The sequence below is a fragment of the Paenibacillus peoriae KCTC 3763 genome, assembly GCF_000236805.1.
Classification (GTDB): Bacteria; Bacillota; Bacilli; order Paenibacillales; family Paenibacillaceae; genus Paenibacillus; species Paenibacillus peoriae.
Map to the genome: position 1 here is coordinate 179,770 of NZ_AGFX01000037.1, position 17,608 is coordinate 197,377.

The window sequence follows — 17,608 nt, forward strand, 5'->3', positions numbered from 1 at the left end:
GAGCAGCAGCTTCTGCAAACGGCCGCCAGTGTCCTTTGAATTCGCTGACCCTACGAAGTTTATACTTTCTGATATTTTAAAATATGGGCGTCTTTAATCCGTTGCACGGCTTCCAGCAATCTTTCTTCCGAAGTAACCAAACTAATGCGAACATATCCGGCACCATGCTGACCAAAAGCTTCGCCTGGAATAACGGCAACATGAGCTTTGTCCAATAAAAGAGCGGAAAACTGTTCGGAACTATACCCCTCCGGGACTTTCGCCCATACGAAAAAGGTGCCTGCGGAAGGCCTTACCTGCCAGCCGATTTTGTTCAGTCCGTTTACTAATGTATCTCGTCTCTGGTTATATATATCTGTGAGTTGGTGGACGCAGTCCTGGTCGGCTGTTAAGGCGGCCGCGGCGGCATCCTGAACCGCTCCAAACACGTTTCCGTAAGCATGTTCAACAAAGCGGTTCATGCCTGCGATAATGGATGGATTTCCAACGGCAAACGCCACTCTCCAGCCGGCCATATTGTACGCCTTTGACATGGTGTATACTTCCACGCCTATTTCTTTAGCCCCTTTCGTCTGCAAGAAGCTAAGCGGTTTATTCCCGTCAAAACCAATAGATCCGTAAGCCATATCATGAAAAACTGGAATATTGTGTTTTGTGGCAAACTGAACGGTTTCCGCGAAAAAATGACTTGTTGCCACAGCGCCGGTCGGATTGTTCGGATAATTTAACAACAGCAATTTTGTACGTTGGGCGATTTGCGTCGGAATTGCGTTATAATCCGGCAGAAATCCATCTGCTTCCTTCACAGGCAAACCGTAAAGCTGGGCCTCGGCTAATTTTACCGCGGAATAATACATCGGAAAGGCAGGTTCAGGAAACATGATGGTGTCGCCCGGATTCAAAAGACATTGCGGCAGAGCGGCAACGGCGATAATAGATCCGTTAAAAATGGCAATTTCGGTGTCCGGATCAAGATCAACGCCGTATTCACGTTTGTAGAATGCAACAATGGCCTGTTTTAAAGAATTTTTCCCATTGTAAGGTGGATATCCATGGTTGCTCTGCACATCAATGGCCGCTTTCAAGCGATCCACAATATGCTGAGGAGTAGGCAAATCCGGGTTCCCTCTTCCAAGATTAATAATATCAATTCCTTGCTTTTCATAATTGGCAATCGCTTGCGCTTGTTTGGACATGTACTTTCTCGGCAGGGATTTCAGCCGCTTGGATTCTTCAAAAACAACCATTCTTTTTTTCCTTTCTGCTGATGGATGGAAGCAATGTATTACCCTAATAATTGTAGCTGCTTGTAATCCTGTTCACTGTCAGGATCGCCCTTAGTGCATCATCAGCGGTGACTTTAAACGGTAAACTGTGAATTCTCGATGTTTCAGACGTCATTTTTGCCGCAATCAGCCGCAGCGCTTCCGTGCTGGAATCGTCCAGATGTATATCCTGCAGCGTCGTCGGGAGGCCTATTTTTCTATAAAAAGGAAGAATCGACTCCAGTTCGTCCGTTTTCTTTTCTAGGGCTAATTGAACCAGAATTCCGAACGCTACAAGAGATCCGTGTAAAATCGTTTTCGTTCCGGGAATAGCTGTCGCAGCATTAAAGAAGGCGTGTGCGCCCACGCTTTTGGCAAATATACTTCCAAAGCCTCCAACGAGGCCGGCAACGGCAATATTCGTATCAATAACATTTATAAAGGCATCCGTTAATTTTCCGGTCTGTGCGTCTTGGATGGATTGTTCCCCGAACTCGAATAAAAACTCTCTGCATTTGTGCATCATTTCGAAACTCAATTGCATCGGTATGGTTTTGGTCTGTATCTGATTCAAACGGGATACGCCTTCGTACCATTTGGCGAGAGTGTCGCCGATACCGGCAATCGTATATTCAATAGGGCTGTTTAAAATGATCTCCGGTTCAATCACGACAAGATTGGTTGCTTTCGGAAAAGACAAGCTGTCAACATGAATCCCCTCATCATTATAAATGATGCTTACGGCACTGAATGCGGCGCAATTGGAAGCAAGTGTCGGAATAAGTATTTCCGGGATTTGCAGCTGATAGGCCACTGCTTTTACAAGGTCCGCCACCTTTCCTCCGCCGATCCCTAATAATCCTTCCGCTTTATATTGCTTGGCGATGGCGGAGATTCGCTTAATCTCGTTTAGAGAACATTCACCACTATATTTCTCATATTGAATTTCGAAATTTGCCAGCGAAGGCAAGTAAGGCATAGCGGCCTGAAGCGATTTTTCTCCATGTATGACCAATAATCTGTTGATCTTTCTTTCGGAAATCAATTGGGGCAATTGATTCAATATTCCTTTACTGTGATAGTATTCCTGGGGACCAGCTTTCAAAACGACAGTTGATTCCATAATGATGTTACCTCCATTACATTTCCTACTTAATTGGGAGGAATAATTTATATTGTAGAAAATATACTCTGTTCGCAAATCTATGTCAATTACTTCTTAAGCATGTTCTGACGAAATTATGCCTTAGATTTTAACTATTGACATGCTAAATTTTGATCTATATATTATAGTAATTAGGTAAAACGATAAAACATATGTGTTAACTATGGATTTAAAAGTATAGACTAGGCGGAAAGGAAGAAATGTAATGAGTTCCCATGTGATAGATATGGTATTGCTAAGAAATAATTTCGGAACAGTTGACATGCGCAGCATCTGGTCAGAGCATAACCGGCTGCAAAAGCATTTTGATGTGGAGGCGGCTCTTGCCCTGGCGGAAGGGGAATTTGGAATTATCCCCCGGAGTGCTGCTGAAACGATTGCCAAAAACGCTAAGGCTGAATATGTGGATTTTGCTGAAATCGCAAGTGAATCGGCAAAAGCGAAACACTCTTTGAATGCAACCATAAAAGCGTTGCAGTCATTATGCGGCGAGGATGGAGAGTATGTCCACTTTGGGGCAACGACCCAGGATATTGTGGACACAGGAACCATACTGCAATTAAAAGAGGCGCATACTCTCATCCTTTCGGAGTTGAAAGAGGTTGCGGGAGAGCTCGCCAAGCTTGCCGAAAAATACAAAAAAACGCCGATGGCTGGCCGATCTCATGGCATGCAGGGGCTGCCGACAACCTTTGGCTTTAAATTATCCGTGGTGCTGAGTGAAGTAAAACGTCATATTGAACGGTTAGAGAGCTTGGAGGCCCGGACATTTACCGGTGTTATTGCAGGCGGAGTCGGGACATTTGCTTCTTTTGGTCCTAAAGGGCCTGAAATCGAAGCGAACGCTCTACAAAGACTGGGTTTGTCCGTGCCGGAGATTTGTTGGCATTCATCGCGAGACAGAATCGCGGAGTACGCCAGTGTTATCGGGTTAATCAGCGGTACATTAGGCAAGCTTGCCAATGAATTCTATAATCTGATGCGGTCGGAGATTGATGAGGTTGAAGAACCTTTTGCAATAGGGAAGATTGGCAGCACAACGATGCCCCACAAACGGAATCCGGCAGCGCTGGAGGGGATCGCAAGCCTGACAAGACCGATTCTCCATAGCGTGTCCCTTATTCAGGATTCCCTTATCGTTGAGCATGAACGGGATGCGATGTCATGGCGGGGCGAATGGATTGCCTTGCCGGAAATCTGCATCTATCTGTCTGCTCAACTGTTATCGACCAAAACAGTTTTGCAGGGTCTGATCGTAAAACCCGATCATATGCTGCGAAACTTAAATCTGCAAGGCGGACTTTTATTATCGGAAAGAGTCATGTTTGCATTGGCGGAGAGCTACGGAAAACAGACTGCACATGAGCTTATTTATGAGCTGTCGATGAAGGCCATTGAAGAGCATAAACCGTTTCAGGATGTGTTGGTTGCCAATGAACAAGTCGCTAAGGTGCTGAATGAAGCGAAAATAAAAGAACTGTTAAATCCTGAAACCTATCTTGGATCTGCGGTTGAAAAGGTGGATCAAGTGCTGGTGAAGCAGCATTTCCGTCTGGCGATTCTTGATGATGCGGAAGAATTGCTCGACCTGACATTAAGAGCTTACCAATCCATAAGGGATTTAGGGATAAATTTTGCTGCGGCACATGCTGATCTGGATTTGGTGAAAAAACATATCACCCATAACTTGTGTTATGTGCTGGAGCAAAACGGGAAAATGATCGCGACCATCGCCATTAGGCTGCCGTGGGGGAGCCAACCTGGTCCTGCCGGTCTGCCTCATATCGGCTGGCTGGCCGTAGATCCAGCCAATGAGCGGCAAGGAATCGGATCGAAGATTTTGTCATTGGTTGAAGAAAAAATAGCGTCCGATTTAAAAAGCCCGGCCGTTACATTGGGTACAGCGGAAAATCACCCATGGCTGTCCGCCATGTATGAAAGCAAGGGGTATCACAAAATCGGCACCAAGGATTTGGGCAGAGGTCATACAACGGTTTACTTTAAAAAGGATCTGCAGGCAGCTAAGGTAACTCAAAACATATAAAGCAGAGGGGATTATAATGAAAAAGTTTCTTGGGATTATGATTGCAGGAATGTTGCTGGTCGTGTTGGCGGCTTGCGGCAATGGAACAAGCTCAAGCGGAGAAAAAGTGCTCAGAGTAGGGGCGACAGGACAAAGCTTTCCAAACTCCTTTAAAGAAGGAGATAAACTGGTCGGTTATGATGTTGAAGTGCTGGAGGCTGTAGCCAAGAATCTTGGTTACAAAGTGGAATGGACACTGACGGATTTTTCCGGATTGATGGGTCAATTGGAAGCAGGCAAACTGGATACGGTCGCCAATAACGTAGCCGTAACTGATGAAAGAAAAAAAGTATATAATTTCACGGACAAATACTCAGTCCTTGGTACACAGGTTGCTGTCCGGGCAGACAATAATCAAATTAATACGTTGGATGATTTAAAAGGAAAAACCATCTCAGCCGTTCTGGGGTCCAACAATGTGAAAAATTTTAAAGCCTGGGACACCAAAGGCGAGGTTACTTTAAAAACATACGAAACGCGTGAATCAGCTATGAATGAAGCCATCACGGGCAAGGTGGACGGATATATTAACGCATCCACCACGCTTCTGGCCGAGATTGCCAAAGGCAAGCTTCCACTCAAACTGGTAGGCGATCCGATTTCACATGATGATGTGTCCTTTCCTTTTGCCAGAACGGAACAGGGCGAAAAGCTGTTGAAGGAATTTAACACTGAGCTCCAAAAGCTCCGCGATGATGGAACGTTACTAAAAATCTCGAAAAAATATTACGGTGAGGATGTAACACAATAAACTAAGTCTTGAGGTGTACTCTCCAATGGATTTCGATTTTGAATATATGCTGTCCGTATTTCCTAACATTATTAAATATTTACCCTTAACTATTATCATGGCCGTAACGGCCATGATAATGGCAAGTATCCTAGGTTTAATAGTGGCACTTATAAGAAACAGCCGCATTCCTGTACTCACACAGCTTGCGGCTGTCTATATTTCATTTTTTCGTGCGATCCCGATGCTGGTGCAGTTATTTCTCTTTTACTTTGGCCTGCCGCAGTTAATTCCCGCTTTTAATAATATGACGGCATTAACGGCCGCGCTGATTGGCTTGAGTTTAAAAGAAGCGGCATTTCTGGCGGAAATTTTCAGAGCTGGGCTCAATTCGGTTGATAAAGGCCAATTGGAGGCGGGTTTATCGGTTGGCATGACGAAATTTCAAACCTATCGCCGGATGATCCTGCCGCAGGCGGCGCGTAACGCGCTACCCGGCACTGGGAATACATTTATTACGCTTATCAAAGAAACGGCACTGGCGTTTACGTTGGGTGTGGCCGAGATGTTTGCCCAAGCCAAAATGATGGCGGCGGAAAGTTTCAAATTTTTTGAAACGTATTTGGCAGTCGGGCTATTATACTGGCTTATTGTTATTGGCGTATCGTCACTTCAGCGCGTGGTAGAACAAAGAATTAACCGACCTTATCAACAATAGGAGGTTGACGAATGATATCGGTCAAAAACCTGCATAAACGTTTTGGCAATCTGGTTGTGCTAAATGGCATCAATATCGAGGTGAAACAGGGCGAAGTCGTTGCGATTATCGGCCCTTCAGGCTCAGGAAAGTCAACATTGCTCCGGTGCCTGAATTTATTGGAAACCCCCGATCAGGGGGAAATAGAAATCGGAACCGCCAGGATAAATGCTGAAAGATTTTCTGCGAAAGAAGCACATTTATTAAGACAGCAAACAGCGATGGTGTTTCAGAACTATAACTTGTTTAAGAACAAAACAGCGCTGCAGAATATTACGGAATCTTTAGTAATCGCCAAAAAAATGAAAAAAGAAGCAGCAAGTCAAATAGCGCTCGATTTATTGAAGCAGGTCGGCCTGATGGATAAAAAGGACAACTACCCGGTTACCTTATCCGGTGGACAGCAGCAGCGTGTCGGCATTGCCAGGGCACTCGCGGTTGATCCCCATGCGATTTTGTTTGATGAGCCGACCTCCGCGTTGGACCCGGAACTTGTGGCCGAGGTATTGCAGGTAATCCGGTACATTGCGAAAAAAAATACGACGATGATCATTGTCACGCACGAGATGGCTTTTGCGAAAGAAGTAGCCGACAAGATTATTTTTATGGCTGACGGGCATATTGTCGAGCAAGGAACTCCAGCGCAAATTTTTGAGCAATCCGTAAATCCGCGAACCAAACAATTTTTGCAGCAGCTGGGCAGCAGAACAGCTGGCAGCGAAGAGGAAACGAAGGAGGAATCGTTCAATGGCGCTTTCTGATAATCCAAAACAATTACAGCAAAAACTAGTCGCATACCGCAGAGAATTGCATGAACATCCGGAGCTTTCCTTGCAGGAGCATGAAACGACTGCACGGATTAAACGCTGGTTGGCGGACAATGGCATTCCAATTCTTGATTTTCCGCTAGAGGTAGGCGTTATTGCCGAAATCCAGGGCGAGCTTCCCGGACCGACCATTGCCGTTCGCGCGGATATCGACGCCCTGCCCATTCGAGAAGAAACGAAAGTGGATTTTGTGTCTAAAAATGACGGAGTTATGCATGCGTGCGGACATGATTTTCACACCTCCTCTATAATTGGAGCGGCTATTTTGCTGAAAGAAAAAAAGTCGCAATTAAAGGGAGCGGTCAGATTCATTTTTCAGCCGGCAGAGGAAATCGCCCAAGGTGCGAAAGTAATCGCCCAAGCTGGAGCGCTTGAAGGGGTAGAAGCCATTTTTGGCATGCACAATAAGACGGATTTGCCTGTCGGCACAATTGGCATCAAAGAAGGCCCATTGATGGCCAGTGTAGATAAATTTGAGTTGGATGTGATCGGCGTGGGCGGCCATGCCGGTATTCCAAATAACAGCATCGATCCTATTGTGGTCGGTGGGCAAATTGTTTCCGGCCTGCAATCGATTGTCAGCCGGAGTCTTAGTCCGTTTCACAATGCGGTTATTAGTGTGACGCGGTTCCAATCCGGGAATACATGGAATGTCATTCCGGAAAAAGCAGAGCTGGAAGGAACCGTGCGGACTTTTCAGGAAGAAGCGCGAAGTCGTATCCCTGTGCTCATGAAGCGCACTGCGGAAGGGATTGCCGCCGGATACGGAGCCAAGGTGGATTTCCGTTGGCACAGTTACCTTCCCTGTGTGAATAATAACGGGAGATTTACAGATGTGGCCACAGATGCGGCCAAAGACTTGGGCTATAAGGTTGTGGATGCCGCGCAAAGTCCCGGCGGAGAAGATTTTGCTTTTTATCAGGAAACCATTCCCGGATTTTTTGTATGGATGGGTGTGGATGGTCCTCAGGAATGGCATCATCCCGCATACTCGCTTAATGAAGATGCTCTGATTGTCGCCGCCAATTATTTCTCGCATCTTGCCGTGAAAGTATTGGAGCAATGGAACTGAACAATCTGTCGTTAACAAGTCGGTTTGTTAACTGTATTCAGGCTGCTGACCCGCTGGCCTCGCGAGAAGCGGTGCAAATGGCCAAAATGGGGCTTGTTGATTTTATTGCTTCATGTCATGCGGCCAGCGGGGATATAAGTGTCCAGAAGCTCAAAAAGCATTTGGACATGGACGGCGGGGCAGGACTTGTTCCTGTCATCGGTCAGAACATGAAAGCAGCGCCGCTTCATGCTGCTCTCTTAAACGGGTTTATAGGCCACGCGCTTGACTTTGACGATGTTCATTCCGATGTTCGTGGCCATCCGAGCACTGTTATTTTGCCGATGCTTTTTTCGCTGGCTGCGAGCAAGTCGGCTGAAAAAGATTTGAACGGCCAAAGGTTCTTGGCTTCCTATATTATCGGGGTCGAAGTTATGGCCAGGCTTGGGCAAGCCATCGGAAAAGACCATTATGCCAAAGGCTGGCACAATACCGGTACACTCGGAGCCGTTGCCGCTGCGGTTGCCGGAGCTTATTTTCTAGGCATGAGACATCAGGAAATGTGCCGGGTGATAGGTTTGGCGGCGACGCAGGCCAGCGGTCTAAGAGTTCAGTTCGGGACAGAAGCCAAGCCGCTACATGCGGGTTTGGCTGCGCAAGCGGCCCTGCAATCGATTTTATTTACCGAATATCAGTTAAAGGGCACGGCGGCAGGATTGGATCAGGAGCTGGGCTTTTTTGCTGTATACGGACAAGGCGAACAATATGCGGCTCCTTTTTTATTGGATCATTGGCAGCATGGCTCATGGAAAATAGCTAACCCGGGTTTATGGTTTAAACTGTATCCCTTTTGCTCCGCCGGGTATCATGGAGCGGATGCAGCCCTGCGCTTAGTGGCCAACTATCCGATAGAGCCGGAGCGAATCAAACAAATCAACATCATTTTCCCCAAGGACGGCGATGCCGCTTTAGTGCAGCATACTCCGCAGACAGGTGAACAAGGCCGCTTTAGCATTGAATATATTGTCGGCTTGATTCTTTTGCATTATCCGCTTTCAATTGGAAATTTTCAGGCACAACCTATTGCGGAAGATGTACGAATGTTCATGAGCAAGATCAAGAGAAGGTACAGCGATGTCATTCAACCTGTTCCCAATAGCATCCCGAAAGGCAGATTTACGATTGTAGAAATCATAACAGACCGCAATGAAGTATGGAGTGAGCGTGTGGATGCGCCCAAAGGTTCGACCCTGCAGCCGTTAACGGATGAGGAAATGCAATACAAACTGAAGATCTGTCTGCAAAACGAAAAGACTTCACGCCAAATCCTGCAATATGTCGATAACTTGGAGAATACTTCGGTTTCCGGGCTGCTCTCCTTATTATAGCTGGAAAGAAGGAAAATCATGACCAGAAACCAAATACCTGTCTTTTATAAGGATTGGGAAGCGTTGGCTGCAGAAAAATTGGAACGCGGTGCTTTTGAATATATTAGGGGCGGATCGGGAAGTGGAGAGACACTGCTTGCGAACGAAACGGCGTTTCGTCAATGGGCGATTATCCCGCGTGTGCTGCGGGACGTATCTTCTGTGGAAATAACCACTTCCATATTGAACCAACCTATACAAGCTCCAATTCTGTTAGCGCCGGTCGGCTACCAAAAACTTGCGTGTCCGCAAGGAGAGCTTGCCGCTGCCAAGGCTGCCGAAAAGGCGGGTGTCCCATATATCGCAAGTACGGTTTCCGATTATTCTTTGGAAGAAATAAGCGAACACACCCCGCAAGGAAATAACTGGTTCCAGCTCTACTGGTCAACAAGTGAAGCTCTCACCTTCAGCATGGTGAAAAGGGCGGAGCAAGCAGGATATAAAGCGATCGTCGCAACCGTGGACACAGGCGTATTGGGATGGAGAAGCAGCAGCTTTGTTCATCAATTCTCTCCTGTGAGGGTAACAAAAGGCGGAGCCAATTTTCGTAAAGATCCTGTATTTCAAGCGTTGGTCACGGAATGGACGGAAGAAAATATTATAAAAGAAATTCAAAACAATAAACGTAGGGATCACATGACTTGGGATGATATTCTCCGTTTGAGGAAAATCACCAGTCTGCCGATTATTTTAAAAGGCATACAGCATCCAGAAGATGCGGAAAAAGCCGCCGAACTGGGATTGGAAGGGATTATCGTATCAAACCACGGTGGAAGACAACTGGATGCGGCAATATCCTCTCTGGAGTCCCTTACGCCCATTGTTGACGCGGTTAAAGATAGAATCGCTGTTATCGTGGATGGTGGCATCAGAAGCGGTACGGATGTATATAAAGCGCTGGCTTTGGGAGCGGATGCTGTTTCCATCGGAAGGCCGTATATTTATGGTTTGGCGGCGAACGGGGAAGAAGGAGTAATCCAGGTAATCGAGCAATATAAGTCGCAGCTAATCTCCGCCCTAAAGTTATCCGGTGAAGCAGATATGAAACACTTATCCAGAGAAAATCTGCACCGTTCCTTCACCTGCTCCTGTAACCTCTGAGATACCTAGAGAGTTTTAGCACTCATGCCAACCTCAAGTCGAACGTGGAAATTATGAACTAAATATGACATTCAGAATCGGTATATGGGAATACTCAAAAAAATCCCCTCTCAATTTGCAGCTTCCACTGCATTTTGGAGGGGATTTCGTCGTTTATACGCTTTTTACTCTTGAATCATTTGACGCAATACGGTTTGCAGAATACCACCGTTGTGGTAGTAGTCGATGTCGACGGTGCTGTCCAGTCGGGCAGTTACCGGGAACTCTAACTTGGTGCCATCCTCGCGTTTGGCTACAACCGTAAGCTCTTGGCCTGGCTTCACGTCATTGTCAATGCCAAGGATGTCAAAGGTTTCGCGGCCGTTCAGTCCCAGACTGGACCAGCTGTAGCCTTCCTGGAATTGCAATGGCAGCACGCCCATACCGACCAGGTTACTGCGGTGAATCCGCTCGAAGCTTTCGGCAATGACAGCTTTCACGCCCAGCAGAAGCGTACCCTTGGCCGCCCAGTCACGTGAGCTGCCTGTACCGTATTCCTTACCAGCAATAACGATCAGGTTTTGATCGGCTGCCTGATATTTCATGGACGCATCATAGATGGACATGACCTCATCCGTAAGCAGGTATTTGGTCACGCCGCCTTCGGTGCCGGGTGCCACGTTGTTGCGGATACGGATGTTGGCGAATGTACCACGCATCATGACCTCGTGGTTACCGCGACGGGAGCCGTAGGAGTTGAAGTCCTTACGCTCCACACCATGCTCCTTCAAGTACAGTCCTGCCGGGCTGGAAGGAGCGATGTTGCCTGCTGGTGAGATATGGTCTGTCGTAACCGAATCGTTCAACAGGGCAAGCACACGGGCACTGCGAATTTCCTGGATATCTTGCACGCCATCCTGAAGTCCTTCAAAGAACGGCGGATTTTGAATATAAGTTGAGTTTTCATCCCATTCATACAGTTCGCCTTCAGGGACTGAAATGGAGTTCCATTTTTCGTTGGCTGTAAATACATTTTCGTATTTGCGACGGAACATATCCGGGCTGAGAGACAGGCTGATGGCTTCCTTGATTTCCTCGGAAGTAGGCCAGATGTCTTTCAGGTAAACCGGTTGATTGTCCTGATCGTAGCCGAGCGGATCATTCGTCAAATCAATGTTCACCGTACCTGCCAGCGCATAAGCGACAACCAGTGGCGGCGAGCCGAGATAGTTGGCTTTGACCTGCGCATGCACACGACCTTCAAAGTTCCGGTTGCCGGAAATGACTGCGGCCACGGTCAAATCGTTGTCAGTAATGGCCTGACTCACTTCGTCAGGAAGCGGCCCGGAGTTGCCGATGCAGGTCGCGCAGCCGTAACCCGCTACATGGAAGCCGAGTGCTTCCAGTGGGCCGATCAGATCGGCCTTTTGCAGGTACTCCGTCACGACGAGGGAACCCGGTGTCAAGCTGCTTTTAACATAGCCCGGCTTTTTGAGTCCGCGCTGCACCGCTTTTTTGGCAAGCAAGCCCGCACCGACCATAACGCTTGGGTTGGAGGTGTTCGTGCAGCTTGTGATTGCCGCAATGACGACCGCTCCTGTACCCAATTCGCTGGTAGAGCCATCCGGATGGGTCAGCGGAATCTTTTGTGCGATTTTCTCATCGCTCAGACCATAGCCGCCTTTGTCCACCGGGGTACGGATAATGCCTTCAAAGTTTTCCTTCATGCTGCTCAATTCTACGCGGTCTTGCGGACGTTTGGGTCCGGCGAGACTCGGTACAACCGAAGCCAGATCCAGCTCAATCGTATCGCTGAACACAGGGTCCGGCGTATCGGCTGTACGGAACATGCCTTGTGCCTTGTAATATTCCTCTACGAGGCTGACTTGCTCATCGGAGCGTCCAGTGCTGCGCAGGTAAGCCAGGGTTTCGACATCAACCGGGAAAAACCCGATCGTTGCACCGTATTCCGGTGCCATGTTGGCAACGGTCGCACGGTCAGCCAAGCTGATGTTAGCCAGGCCGGGGCCGTAAAATTCTACGAATTTGCCGACCACGCCTTTTTTACGCAGCATTTGAGTGACTGTCAGCGCCAAGTCCGTAGCAGTAGCCCCTTCCGACAGACTGCCCGTCAGCTTGAAGCCAATCACATCGGGAGTGACAAAATAGAGCGGCTGCCCCAGCATACCCGCCTCTGCCTCAATACCACCGACGCCCCAGCCGACCACGCCAAGTCCGTTAATCATCGTAGTATGGGAGTCTGTTCCCACGAGGGAATCCGGGAAAACGACCGTCTCGCCGTCAATGGTTTTGGTGGCGGCTACGGATGCGAGATACTCCAGATTGACCTGATGGACGATACCGGTAGACGGCGGCACGGCGCGGAAGTTGTTGAACGCCGTTTGCGCCCAGCGCAGAAAACGGTACCGCTCCTCGTTACGCTCAAACTCTACATTAATGTTGTAGTCCAGCGCGTCACTGGAACCAAAGGCATCCACCATAACCGAGTGGTCGATGACGAGATCGACCGGGACGAGCGGGTTGATTTGTTTTGGATCGCCGCCTGCTTTTTTCACGGTATCGCGCATGGCTGCCAAATCGACAACCACCGGAACACCCGTAAAATCCTGAAGCACGATGCGTGCCGGGATGAAGGGGATTTCCTTGTTGCTGTCACGATTCTCAGCCCAGCCTGTCAGCTGCTGTACGTGCTCCTCTGTGATGGCGCGTCCGTCAAATTGGCGAACCGCGGCTTCCAGCAACACTTTAATGGAGAAAGGCAGGTTGGCAACACCGCTTTTTCCTTGTTCCTCCAGTGCCTTAAGACTGTAATAGCGATAAGGCTTGCCGTTAACTTCGAGACTACGAGCAATGGAGAATTGATCTTTTCCTGACATAGGTATTACCTCCTTGAAGTGATTGCTTGTGGGGTGAATAGGAATGTCGTTTTTTTCGATGTACTGCACGATTGGTTTAAATTGGTTGCGTTCTCATTTCCATCTTCAGTGATTCATTGCGTGTGCAGAGATTGAGATACATGCAATCTGTTTCATCAGATGAAACTTAATTTCAAAATGATTGCTTTTGGATTAAGTATACCGTTTTCAGGCGGTTCCGTAAAGTTTTTTTGGCCTATATTATGCGTTGCCGACTGGAAAATAAAACGTTCTGTTTTCTCGCGTTTCGATGTTCATACCAAGCTTTAGAGATTCATACTTATAGATAGAGGGCATAACAGGCCAGAGAGGGAAAAAAGGAAGTTACACATCATCCCGGCTATTCGTGAAAGAAGGGTAGCGGGACGAATACGGAGGGATAGGGATGGGGGAGCGGGAATGGAAACAGGCCCTTTTTGCTTATGTGAATCAATACAATCGCAGTGAGGTGAACGGGGTACCGCAGCCGGATGAATATCTGGAGGTGGGTCAGCGGATGGAACGGGCGGGGCGTGCGGCCAGATTGGAGCAGTGGTATAACGAACGGGATGCTGTTCCCCTGCGCAGCGAGACTCGCGCCAAGCCGTTGCGGATTGTGCAGGATACCCCGGATGAGGCCGTAATAGACGTACAATTGCATGTCCGGCTCTTTTATGAGAAGGGCGGGATGACCCACCGGGAGGATCGAATTGAACAGGAGCGACTGACGTTCACGCGTGAGGGAGAAGCCTGGCAGGTGACGAGAATCGAGCGGGATCCGGCAGAAAGGAAGCCTGCGGGGGGAGAAGTGCCCTTTGAACAGGCGTCGTTTAATCAAGGGGGGAGTTTGCCGCTGCTGAATCGCGGAGTGCTGGGCTTTGGCACATCGGCACGCCCAAGTCGATATCGCCGCGAGGAAGCGGCGGCCTATGCAGATCAGTGGTGGGATAGCTTCAACCCGGAGTTTGAAGGTTTTGATGTGGACTGCACCAATTATATCTCGCAATGCCTCTTTGCAGGGGGCGCACCGATCCACTATACTGGTAAAAGAGAATCGGGCTGGTGGTACAAAGGACGAGTCGCCGGACGTGAGCTGTGGAGTTACAGCTGGGCGGTTTCCAACAGCCTGGAGCGGTTTTTGGACTCAAGCTCGTGGGGTTTGGCCGCTGAACAGGTGAGCCGCCCGGAGCAGCTTATGCTGGGAGACGTCATTTTTTATGATTGGGACGGTGACGGAACCTTTCAGCACAGCACGATCGTAACGGCCTTTGATGCGGGCGGCATGCCGCTTGTCAATGCACATACGGTAAGCTCCAGACATCGTTATTGGGACTACAAAAATTCGTATGCATGGACGGATAGCACCGTATATCGCTTTTATCATATCGCCGACTATTTTTAAAAGAGATGATGAATAACAGGTACAGTGATGCACATCAGGCACAATGACGAAAGCAGGAAAGCGGAGGATAGCATGGCAAAACAAAAATTAACCGTAGGGCTGGTGTACGGTGGCAAATCAGGCGAACATGAGGTTTCGCTGCAAACGGCGTATGCGGTAATGAACGCGTTTAATTATGAGAAATACGAGATTATTCCTTTTTATATTACAAAGGCTGGCGATTGGCGCAGAGGACCGCTGCTGAGCGCACCTTTGGTTTCATTGGAGCAATTGAAGCTGGAACGTGCAGAGGGCGGCACCAAAGCGGCACTGGATACGTTGTTCGGCAAGCTGTATGGAGAGCAGAAGATGGATGTGCTGTTTCCGTTGCTGCATGGCACCTTTGGCGAGGACGGAACGATTCAGGGTCTGTTCGAAATGGCGGCTATGCCATATGTCGGTGCAGGAGTGCTGGCTTCCGCCGCAGGGATGGACAAAGGCGTCATGAAGAAGCTGTTTGAGCATGCGGGTTTGCCGCAGGTGAAATACTGTTATTTTAATAGTACACAGTGGGCACAAACCAGTCATGATCTGGTGCGCAGCATCGAAACGGAGCTCGGTTATCCGTGCTTTGTCAAACCGGCGAATCTGGGATCAAGTGTCGGTATTTCCAAAGCCAATAACCGGGAAGAGCTGGAGAAATCTGTGGAACTGGCTTTGCAATTTGATCTGAAGGTGATTGTGGAGGAATACGTGGATGCCCGTGAGATTGAGGTCAGCGTGCTTGGCAATGACGAGCCGATTGCTTCCGTACCGGGTGAAATTGTATCGTCCAGCGATTACTATGATTATGCCGCCAAATATACGGACGGCCAATCAGAAATGCTCATTCCGGCACCGCTCGACGAGGAAGTGGCAGATCGTATTCGTGAGGCCGCCTTACAAGCATTCCGCGCTCTGGAAGGCTGTGGGATTTCCCGAGCCGATTTCTTCGTCAGACGCTCGGATGGACATATTTTGATCAATGAAGTGAACACCATGCCGGGCTTTACACCGTTCAGCATGTATCCATTGCTGTGGAGAGAAACCGGAGTATCCTATCAAAGTCTGCTGGACCGCATGATTGCACTCGCACTGGAGCGTTATGAACGCAGGTCCGCACTTCATTACGAGAACTCATAAAACGAACCAAGGGGAGCTGATCACTCCCCTTTTTATTCATATGTATGGAAAGGTGGCGGCTAAATATGGGCTTTCAAACTGAATTCAACTCGGTGTGTAAATTCAAGAGCGAACAGGAATTGTACGAACTGCTGGAATATGGACGCGGCAAGATGGTTAAATCTGGTCTGCGCGTGTTTCCAACAGGCCAGAAGGTCATCGCTTACAGCGTGGACAACGTGGCAGTAGCCATCGTGCAGGTTGTGGGCTGCATCGCTGAAATCAATTTTCAGGGCGACGAAGTGACCGAGGTTGAAATGATCCTCATTCGCAAGCTGAATGAAGAGGAATCGAGAATTCAGACCGCCTTGGCGGATGAGATGTTTTTTGGAGCGCAGCAGCAGTCTTAGCTAAATGGGGCATCCGTGGAAATTACGCCTTATTGTGTAGGCTTCTGCGGATAAAGTTCCCAAATAGAGAAACTTTATGAAACCTATTGTGTATACTAGATTGTGCAAACTAGCAAAGTTGTACTTTAACAGAGGTGGTTAAGAGACTGTGCTGTATGGCAGCTTCGCAAACCACGTAACAATGATATAGAAAGTAGAGTGAACACGTTGAACGAACATGAAAACGAAAAGGTTCCCTATATCGTATCAGGAAAAAGCTATACCGCCGTGGCTATTAACGCGGCATCCAAAGCCGGGGAATGGATTAAGAGCAGATTGGGAACGGTTGAACAATTGAACACCAAGCAATCTTCTGCGGATCTGGTAACCGAGGTGGATAAAGGTGCGGAGCAGATGATCCGCAGGCTGATCCTCACCCATTTCCCCGATCATGCCATTTTGGGTGAAGAGGGCGTGGAGCCGGGTGCTGAGGCTTCGGCTCGCGCATTAGAGGCTGCCCGTGAAGAGGAATACTTATGGATTATTGATCCAGTAGATGGCACCACTAATTTTGTGCACAGTCTGCCGTTCTACAGCGTGTCGATTGCCTTGGCCCACCGTGGTGAGGTGATTGTCGGCGTCATTTATGATCCGTCCCGCGATGAAATGTTCGTGGCGGAAAAAGGAAAAGGCGCATATGTACATGGCAATCGGATGCAGCCATCAAGAGAGGAAACACTGGGAGATAGTCTGGTGTGCATCGGCTTCCCACCGGATCGTGCGTATGCACAGCCACTGAATATGAAAATTACGCAGGTCCTTACGCCGCAGGTAAGAGGTATTCGGGCGCTTGGCTCGGCAGCTCTGCATCTGGCTTATGTGGCGTCGGGACGGCTGTCAGCCTATTGCGAAATCGGTTTGAATGCCTGGGATGTGGCAGCAGGTGCTTTGCTGGTACAGGAATCGGGCGGAACGATCACTGATACGCTGGGCAGACCTTATGATTTGAGCGTGCGACATATTGCAGCTACGAATACAGCTATTCACTCCCAACTTATTCAAGTGCTGAAAGAAGCAGATGCAACCGGGTTATAATACACCTATATCGCTTATCGCTGAAGGAGGAAGGATGATGGGCCAATCCGAAGATTTGGAGCGCGAGCTCAGTGAATTGCTGACAGAAGGCGAAATTCGTGTGAATGAGGCCAAAAAACGGGAACGGCTCAGCCCTAAATATGAGGTGCGGATTCAAACGCATATCGATCCCATTGTCGAGGAGACCCGCAAATACCGCAGTATGGCAAGGGAACTGGACGACCGATACGATGAATATATGAAAAAGGCGAACCAATCGGACCCCTCCGACCGACGCTAAGC

15 protein-coding genes are annotated in these 17,608 nt (G+C 48.5%); 12 read left to right on the forward strand and 3 right to left on the reverse strand.

All coding sequences use genetic code 11. The annotated features are described in order from the left end of the window. Positions 1-59: 59 nt before the first annotated feature. Together KQI_RS0118975 and KQI_RS0118980 are read right to left on the reverse strand one after the other, a co-directional pair. A complete protein-coding gene (locus tag KQI_RS0118975) occupies positions 60-1,247 on the reverse strand; it encodes an aminotransferase class I/II-fold pyridoxal phosphate-dependent enzyme (RefSeq protein ID WP_010348455.1) in 1,188 nt (395 codons plus the stop codon). Between the two features lie 43 nt (positions 1,248-1,290). After that, entirely contained in the window at positions 1,291-2,388 is a 1,098-nt protein-coding gene (locus KQI_RS0118980) for an iron-containing alcohol dehydrogenase family protein (RefSeq protein WP_010348456.1), read from the reverse strand. A 247-nt stretch (positions 2,389-2,635) separates the two neighbouring features. Here KQI_RS0118980 and purB point away from each other — a divergent pair, with 247 nt between their 5' ends. The 7 genes from purB to KQI_RS0119015 are packed head-to-tail and all read left to right on the forward strand — an operon-like array spanning position 2,636 to position 10,406. Next, complete coding sequence (purB, locus tag KQI_RS0118985) at positions 2,636-4,474, forward strand: adenylosuccinate lyase (protein WP_010348457.1); 1,839 nt, start codon at positions 2,636-2,638, stop codon at positions 4,472-4,474. A 10-nt stretch (positions 4,475-4,484) separates the two neighbouring features. Next, positions 4,485-5,264: an amino acid ABC transporter substrate-binding protein gene (locus KQI_RS0118990; protein WP_029390240.1), complete on the forward strand. Its 780-nt coding sequence runs from the start codon at positions 4,485-4,487 to the stop codon at positions 5,262-5,264. Between the two features lie 25 nt (positions 5,265-5,289). Then, positions 5,290-5,961: an amino acid ABC transporter permease gene (locus tag KQI_RS0118995; protein WP_010348459.1), complete on the forward strand. Its 672-nt coding sequence runs from the start codon at positions 5,290-5,292 to the stop codon at positions 5,959-5,961. Between the two features lie 11 nt (positions 5,962-5,972). After that, entirely contained in the window at positions 5,973-6,761 is a 789-nt protein-coding gene (locus tag KQI_RS0119000) for an amino acid ABC transporter ATP-binding protein (RefSeq protein ID WP_010348460.1), read from the forward strand. Next, complete coding sequence (locus KQI_RS0119005; RefSeq protein WP_010348461.1) at positions 6,748-7,899, forward strand: M20 peptidase aminoacylase family protein; 1,152 nt, start codon at positions 6,748-6,750, stop codon at positions 7,897-7,899. The genes KQI_RS0119000 and KQI_RS0119005 overlap by 14 nt, the downstream gene beginning before the upstream one ends. Next, the gene (locus tag KQI_RS0119010) at positions 7,890-9,266 is read left to right on the forward strand and encodes an MmgE/PrpD family protein (protein WP_010348462.1); all 1,377 of its coding nucleotides are present in this window, start codon (positions 7,890-7,892) and stop codon (positions 9,264-9,266) included. The genes KQI_RS0119005 and KQI_RS0119010 overlap by 10 nt, the downstream gene beginning before the upstream one ends. 18 nt (positions 9,267-9,284) lie before the next feature. After that, positions 9,285-10,406 carry an alpha-hydroxy acid oxidase gene (locus KQI_RS0119015; RefSeq protein ID WP_010348463.1) on the forward strand — a complete coding sequence of 374 codons (1,122 nt, stop codon included), beginning with the start codon at positions 9,285-9,287 and terminating at the stop codon, positions 10,404-10,406. A 164-nt stretch (positions 10,407-10,570) separates the two neighbouring features. Here KQI_RS0119015 and acnA read toward each other — a convergent pair whose 3' ends face one another. Beyond that, positions 10,571-13,282 carry an aconitate hydratase AcnA gene (acnA, locus tag KQI_RS0119020; protein WP_010348464.1) on the reverse strand — a complete coding sequence of 904 codons (2,712 nt, stop codon included), beginning with the start codon at positions 13,280-13,282 and terminating at the stop codon, positions 10,571-10,573. A gap of 424 nt (positions 13,283-13,706) precedes the next feature. On the opposite strand from acnA, the gene KQI_RS0119025 reads away from it, so the two are divergent. The 5 genes from KQI_RS0119025 to KQI_RS0119045 all read left to right on the forward strand — a co-directional run bounded on the left by KQI_RS0119025 (position 13,707) and on the right by KQI_RS0119045 (position 17,606). Next, on the forward strand, positions 13,707-14,702 hold the full coding sequence (locus tag KQI_RS0119025; protein ID WP_010348465.1) for an amidase domain-containing protein: 996 nt from the start codon (positions 13,707-13,709) through the stop codon (positions 14,700-14,702). A 72-nt stretch (positions 14,703-14,774) separates the two neighbouring features. Next, positions 14,775-15,863, forward strand: coding sequence for a D-alanine--D-alanine ligase (locus KQI_RS0119030; protein ID WP_010348466.1), 1,089 nt, complete (start codon positions 14,775-14,777; stop codon positions 15,861-15,863). A gap of 65 nt (positions 15,864-15,928) precedes the next feature. After that, positions 15,929-16,252 carry a hypothetical protein gene (locus tag KQI_RS0119035; protein ID WP_010348467.1) on the forward strand — a complete coding sequence of 108 codons (324 nt, stop codon included), beginning with the start codon at positions 15,929-15,931 and terminating at the stop codon, positions 16,250-16,252. Positions 16,253-16,459: 207 nt separating this feature from the next. Then, positions 16,460-17,326: an inositol monophosphatase family protein gene (locus tag KQI_RS0119040; protein ID WP_010348468.1), complete on the forward strand. Its 867-nt coding sequence runs from the start codon at positions 16,460-16,462 to the stop codon at positions 17,324-17,326. Between the two features lie 37 nt (positions 17,327-17,363). Then, positions 17,364-17,606, forward strand: coding sequence for a hypothetical protein (locus KQI_RS0119045; protein WP_010348469.1), 243 nt, complete (start codon positions 17,364-17,366; stop codon positions 17,604-17,606). Positions 17,607-17,608 lie beyond the last annotated feature (2 nt).

Coding starts and splice junctions, on each gene's coding strand:
- KQI_RS0119000 (WP_010348460.1), top strand. CDS start 5,973: ATGATATCGGTCAAAAACCTGCATAAACGTTTTGGCAATCTGGTTGTG.
- KQI_RS0119035 (WP_010348467.1), top strand. CDS start 15,929: ATGGGCTTTCAAACTGAATTCAACTCGGTGTGTAAATTCAAGAGCGAA.
- KQI_RS0119030 (WP_010348466.1), top strand. CDS start 14,775: ATGGCAAAACAAAAATTAACCGTAGGGCTGGTGTACGGTGGCAAATCA.
- KQI_RS0118975 (WP_010348455.1), bottom strand. CDS start 1,247: ATGGTTGTTTTTGAAGAATCCAAGCGGCTGAAATCCCTGCCGAGAAAG.
- purB (WP_010348457.1), top strand. CDS start 2,636: ATGAGTTCCCATGTGATAGATATGGTATTGCTAAGAAATAATTTCGGA.
- KQI_RS0119010 (WP_010348462.1), top strand. CDS start 7,890: ATGGAACTGAACAATCTGTCGTTAACAAGTCGGTTTGTTAACTGTATT.
- KQI_RS0119015 (WP_010348463.1), top strand. CDS start 9,285: ATGACCAGAAACCAAATACCTGTCTTTTATAAGGATTGGGAAGCGTTG.
- KQI_RS0119045 (WP_010348469.1), top strand. CDS start 17,364: ATGGGCCAATCCGAAGATTTGGAGCGCGAGCTCAGTGAATTGCTGACA.
- KQI_RS0118980 (WP_010348456.1), bottom strand. CDS start 2,388: ATGGAATCAACTGTCGTTTTGAAAGCTGGTCCCCAGGAATACTATCAC.
- KQI_RS0119005 (WP_010348461.1), top strand. CDS start 6,748: ATGGCGCTTTCTGATAATCCAAAACAATTACAGCAAAAACTAGTCGCA.
- KQI_RS0118995 (WP_010348459.1), top strand. CDS start 5,290: ATGGATTTCGATTTTGAATATATGCTGTCCGTATTTCCTAACATTATT.
- acnA (WP_010348464.1), bottom strand. CDS start 13,282: ATGTCAGGAAAAGATCAATTCTCCATTGCTCGTAGTCTCGAAGTTAAC.
- KQI_RS0119025 (WP_010348465.1), top strand. CDS start 13,707: ATGGGGGAGCGGGAATGGAAACAGGCCCTTTTTGCTTATGTGAATCAA.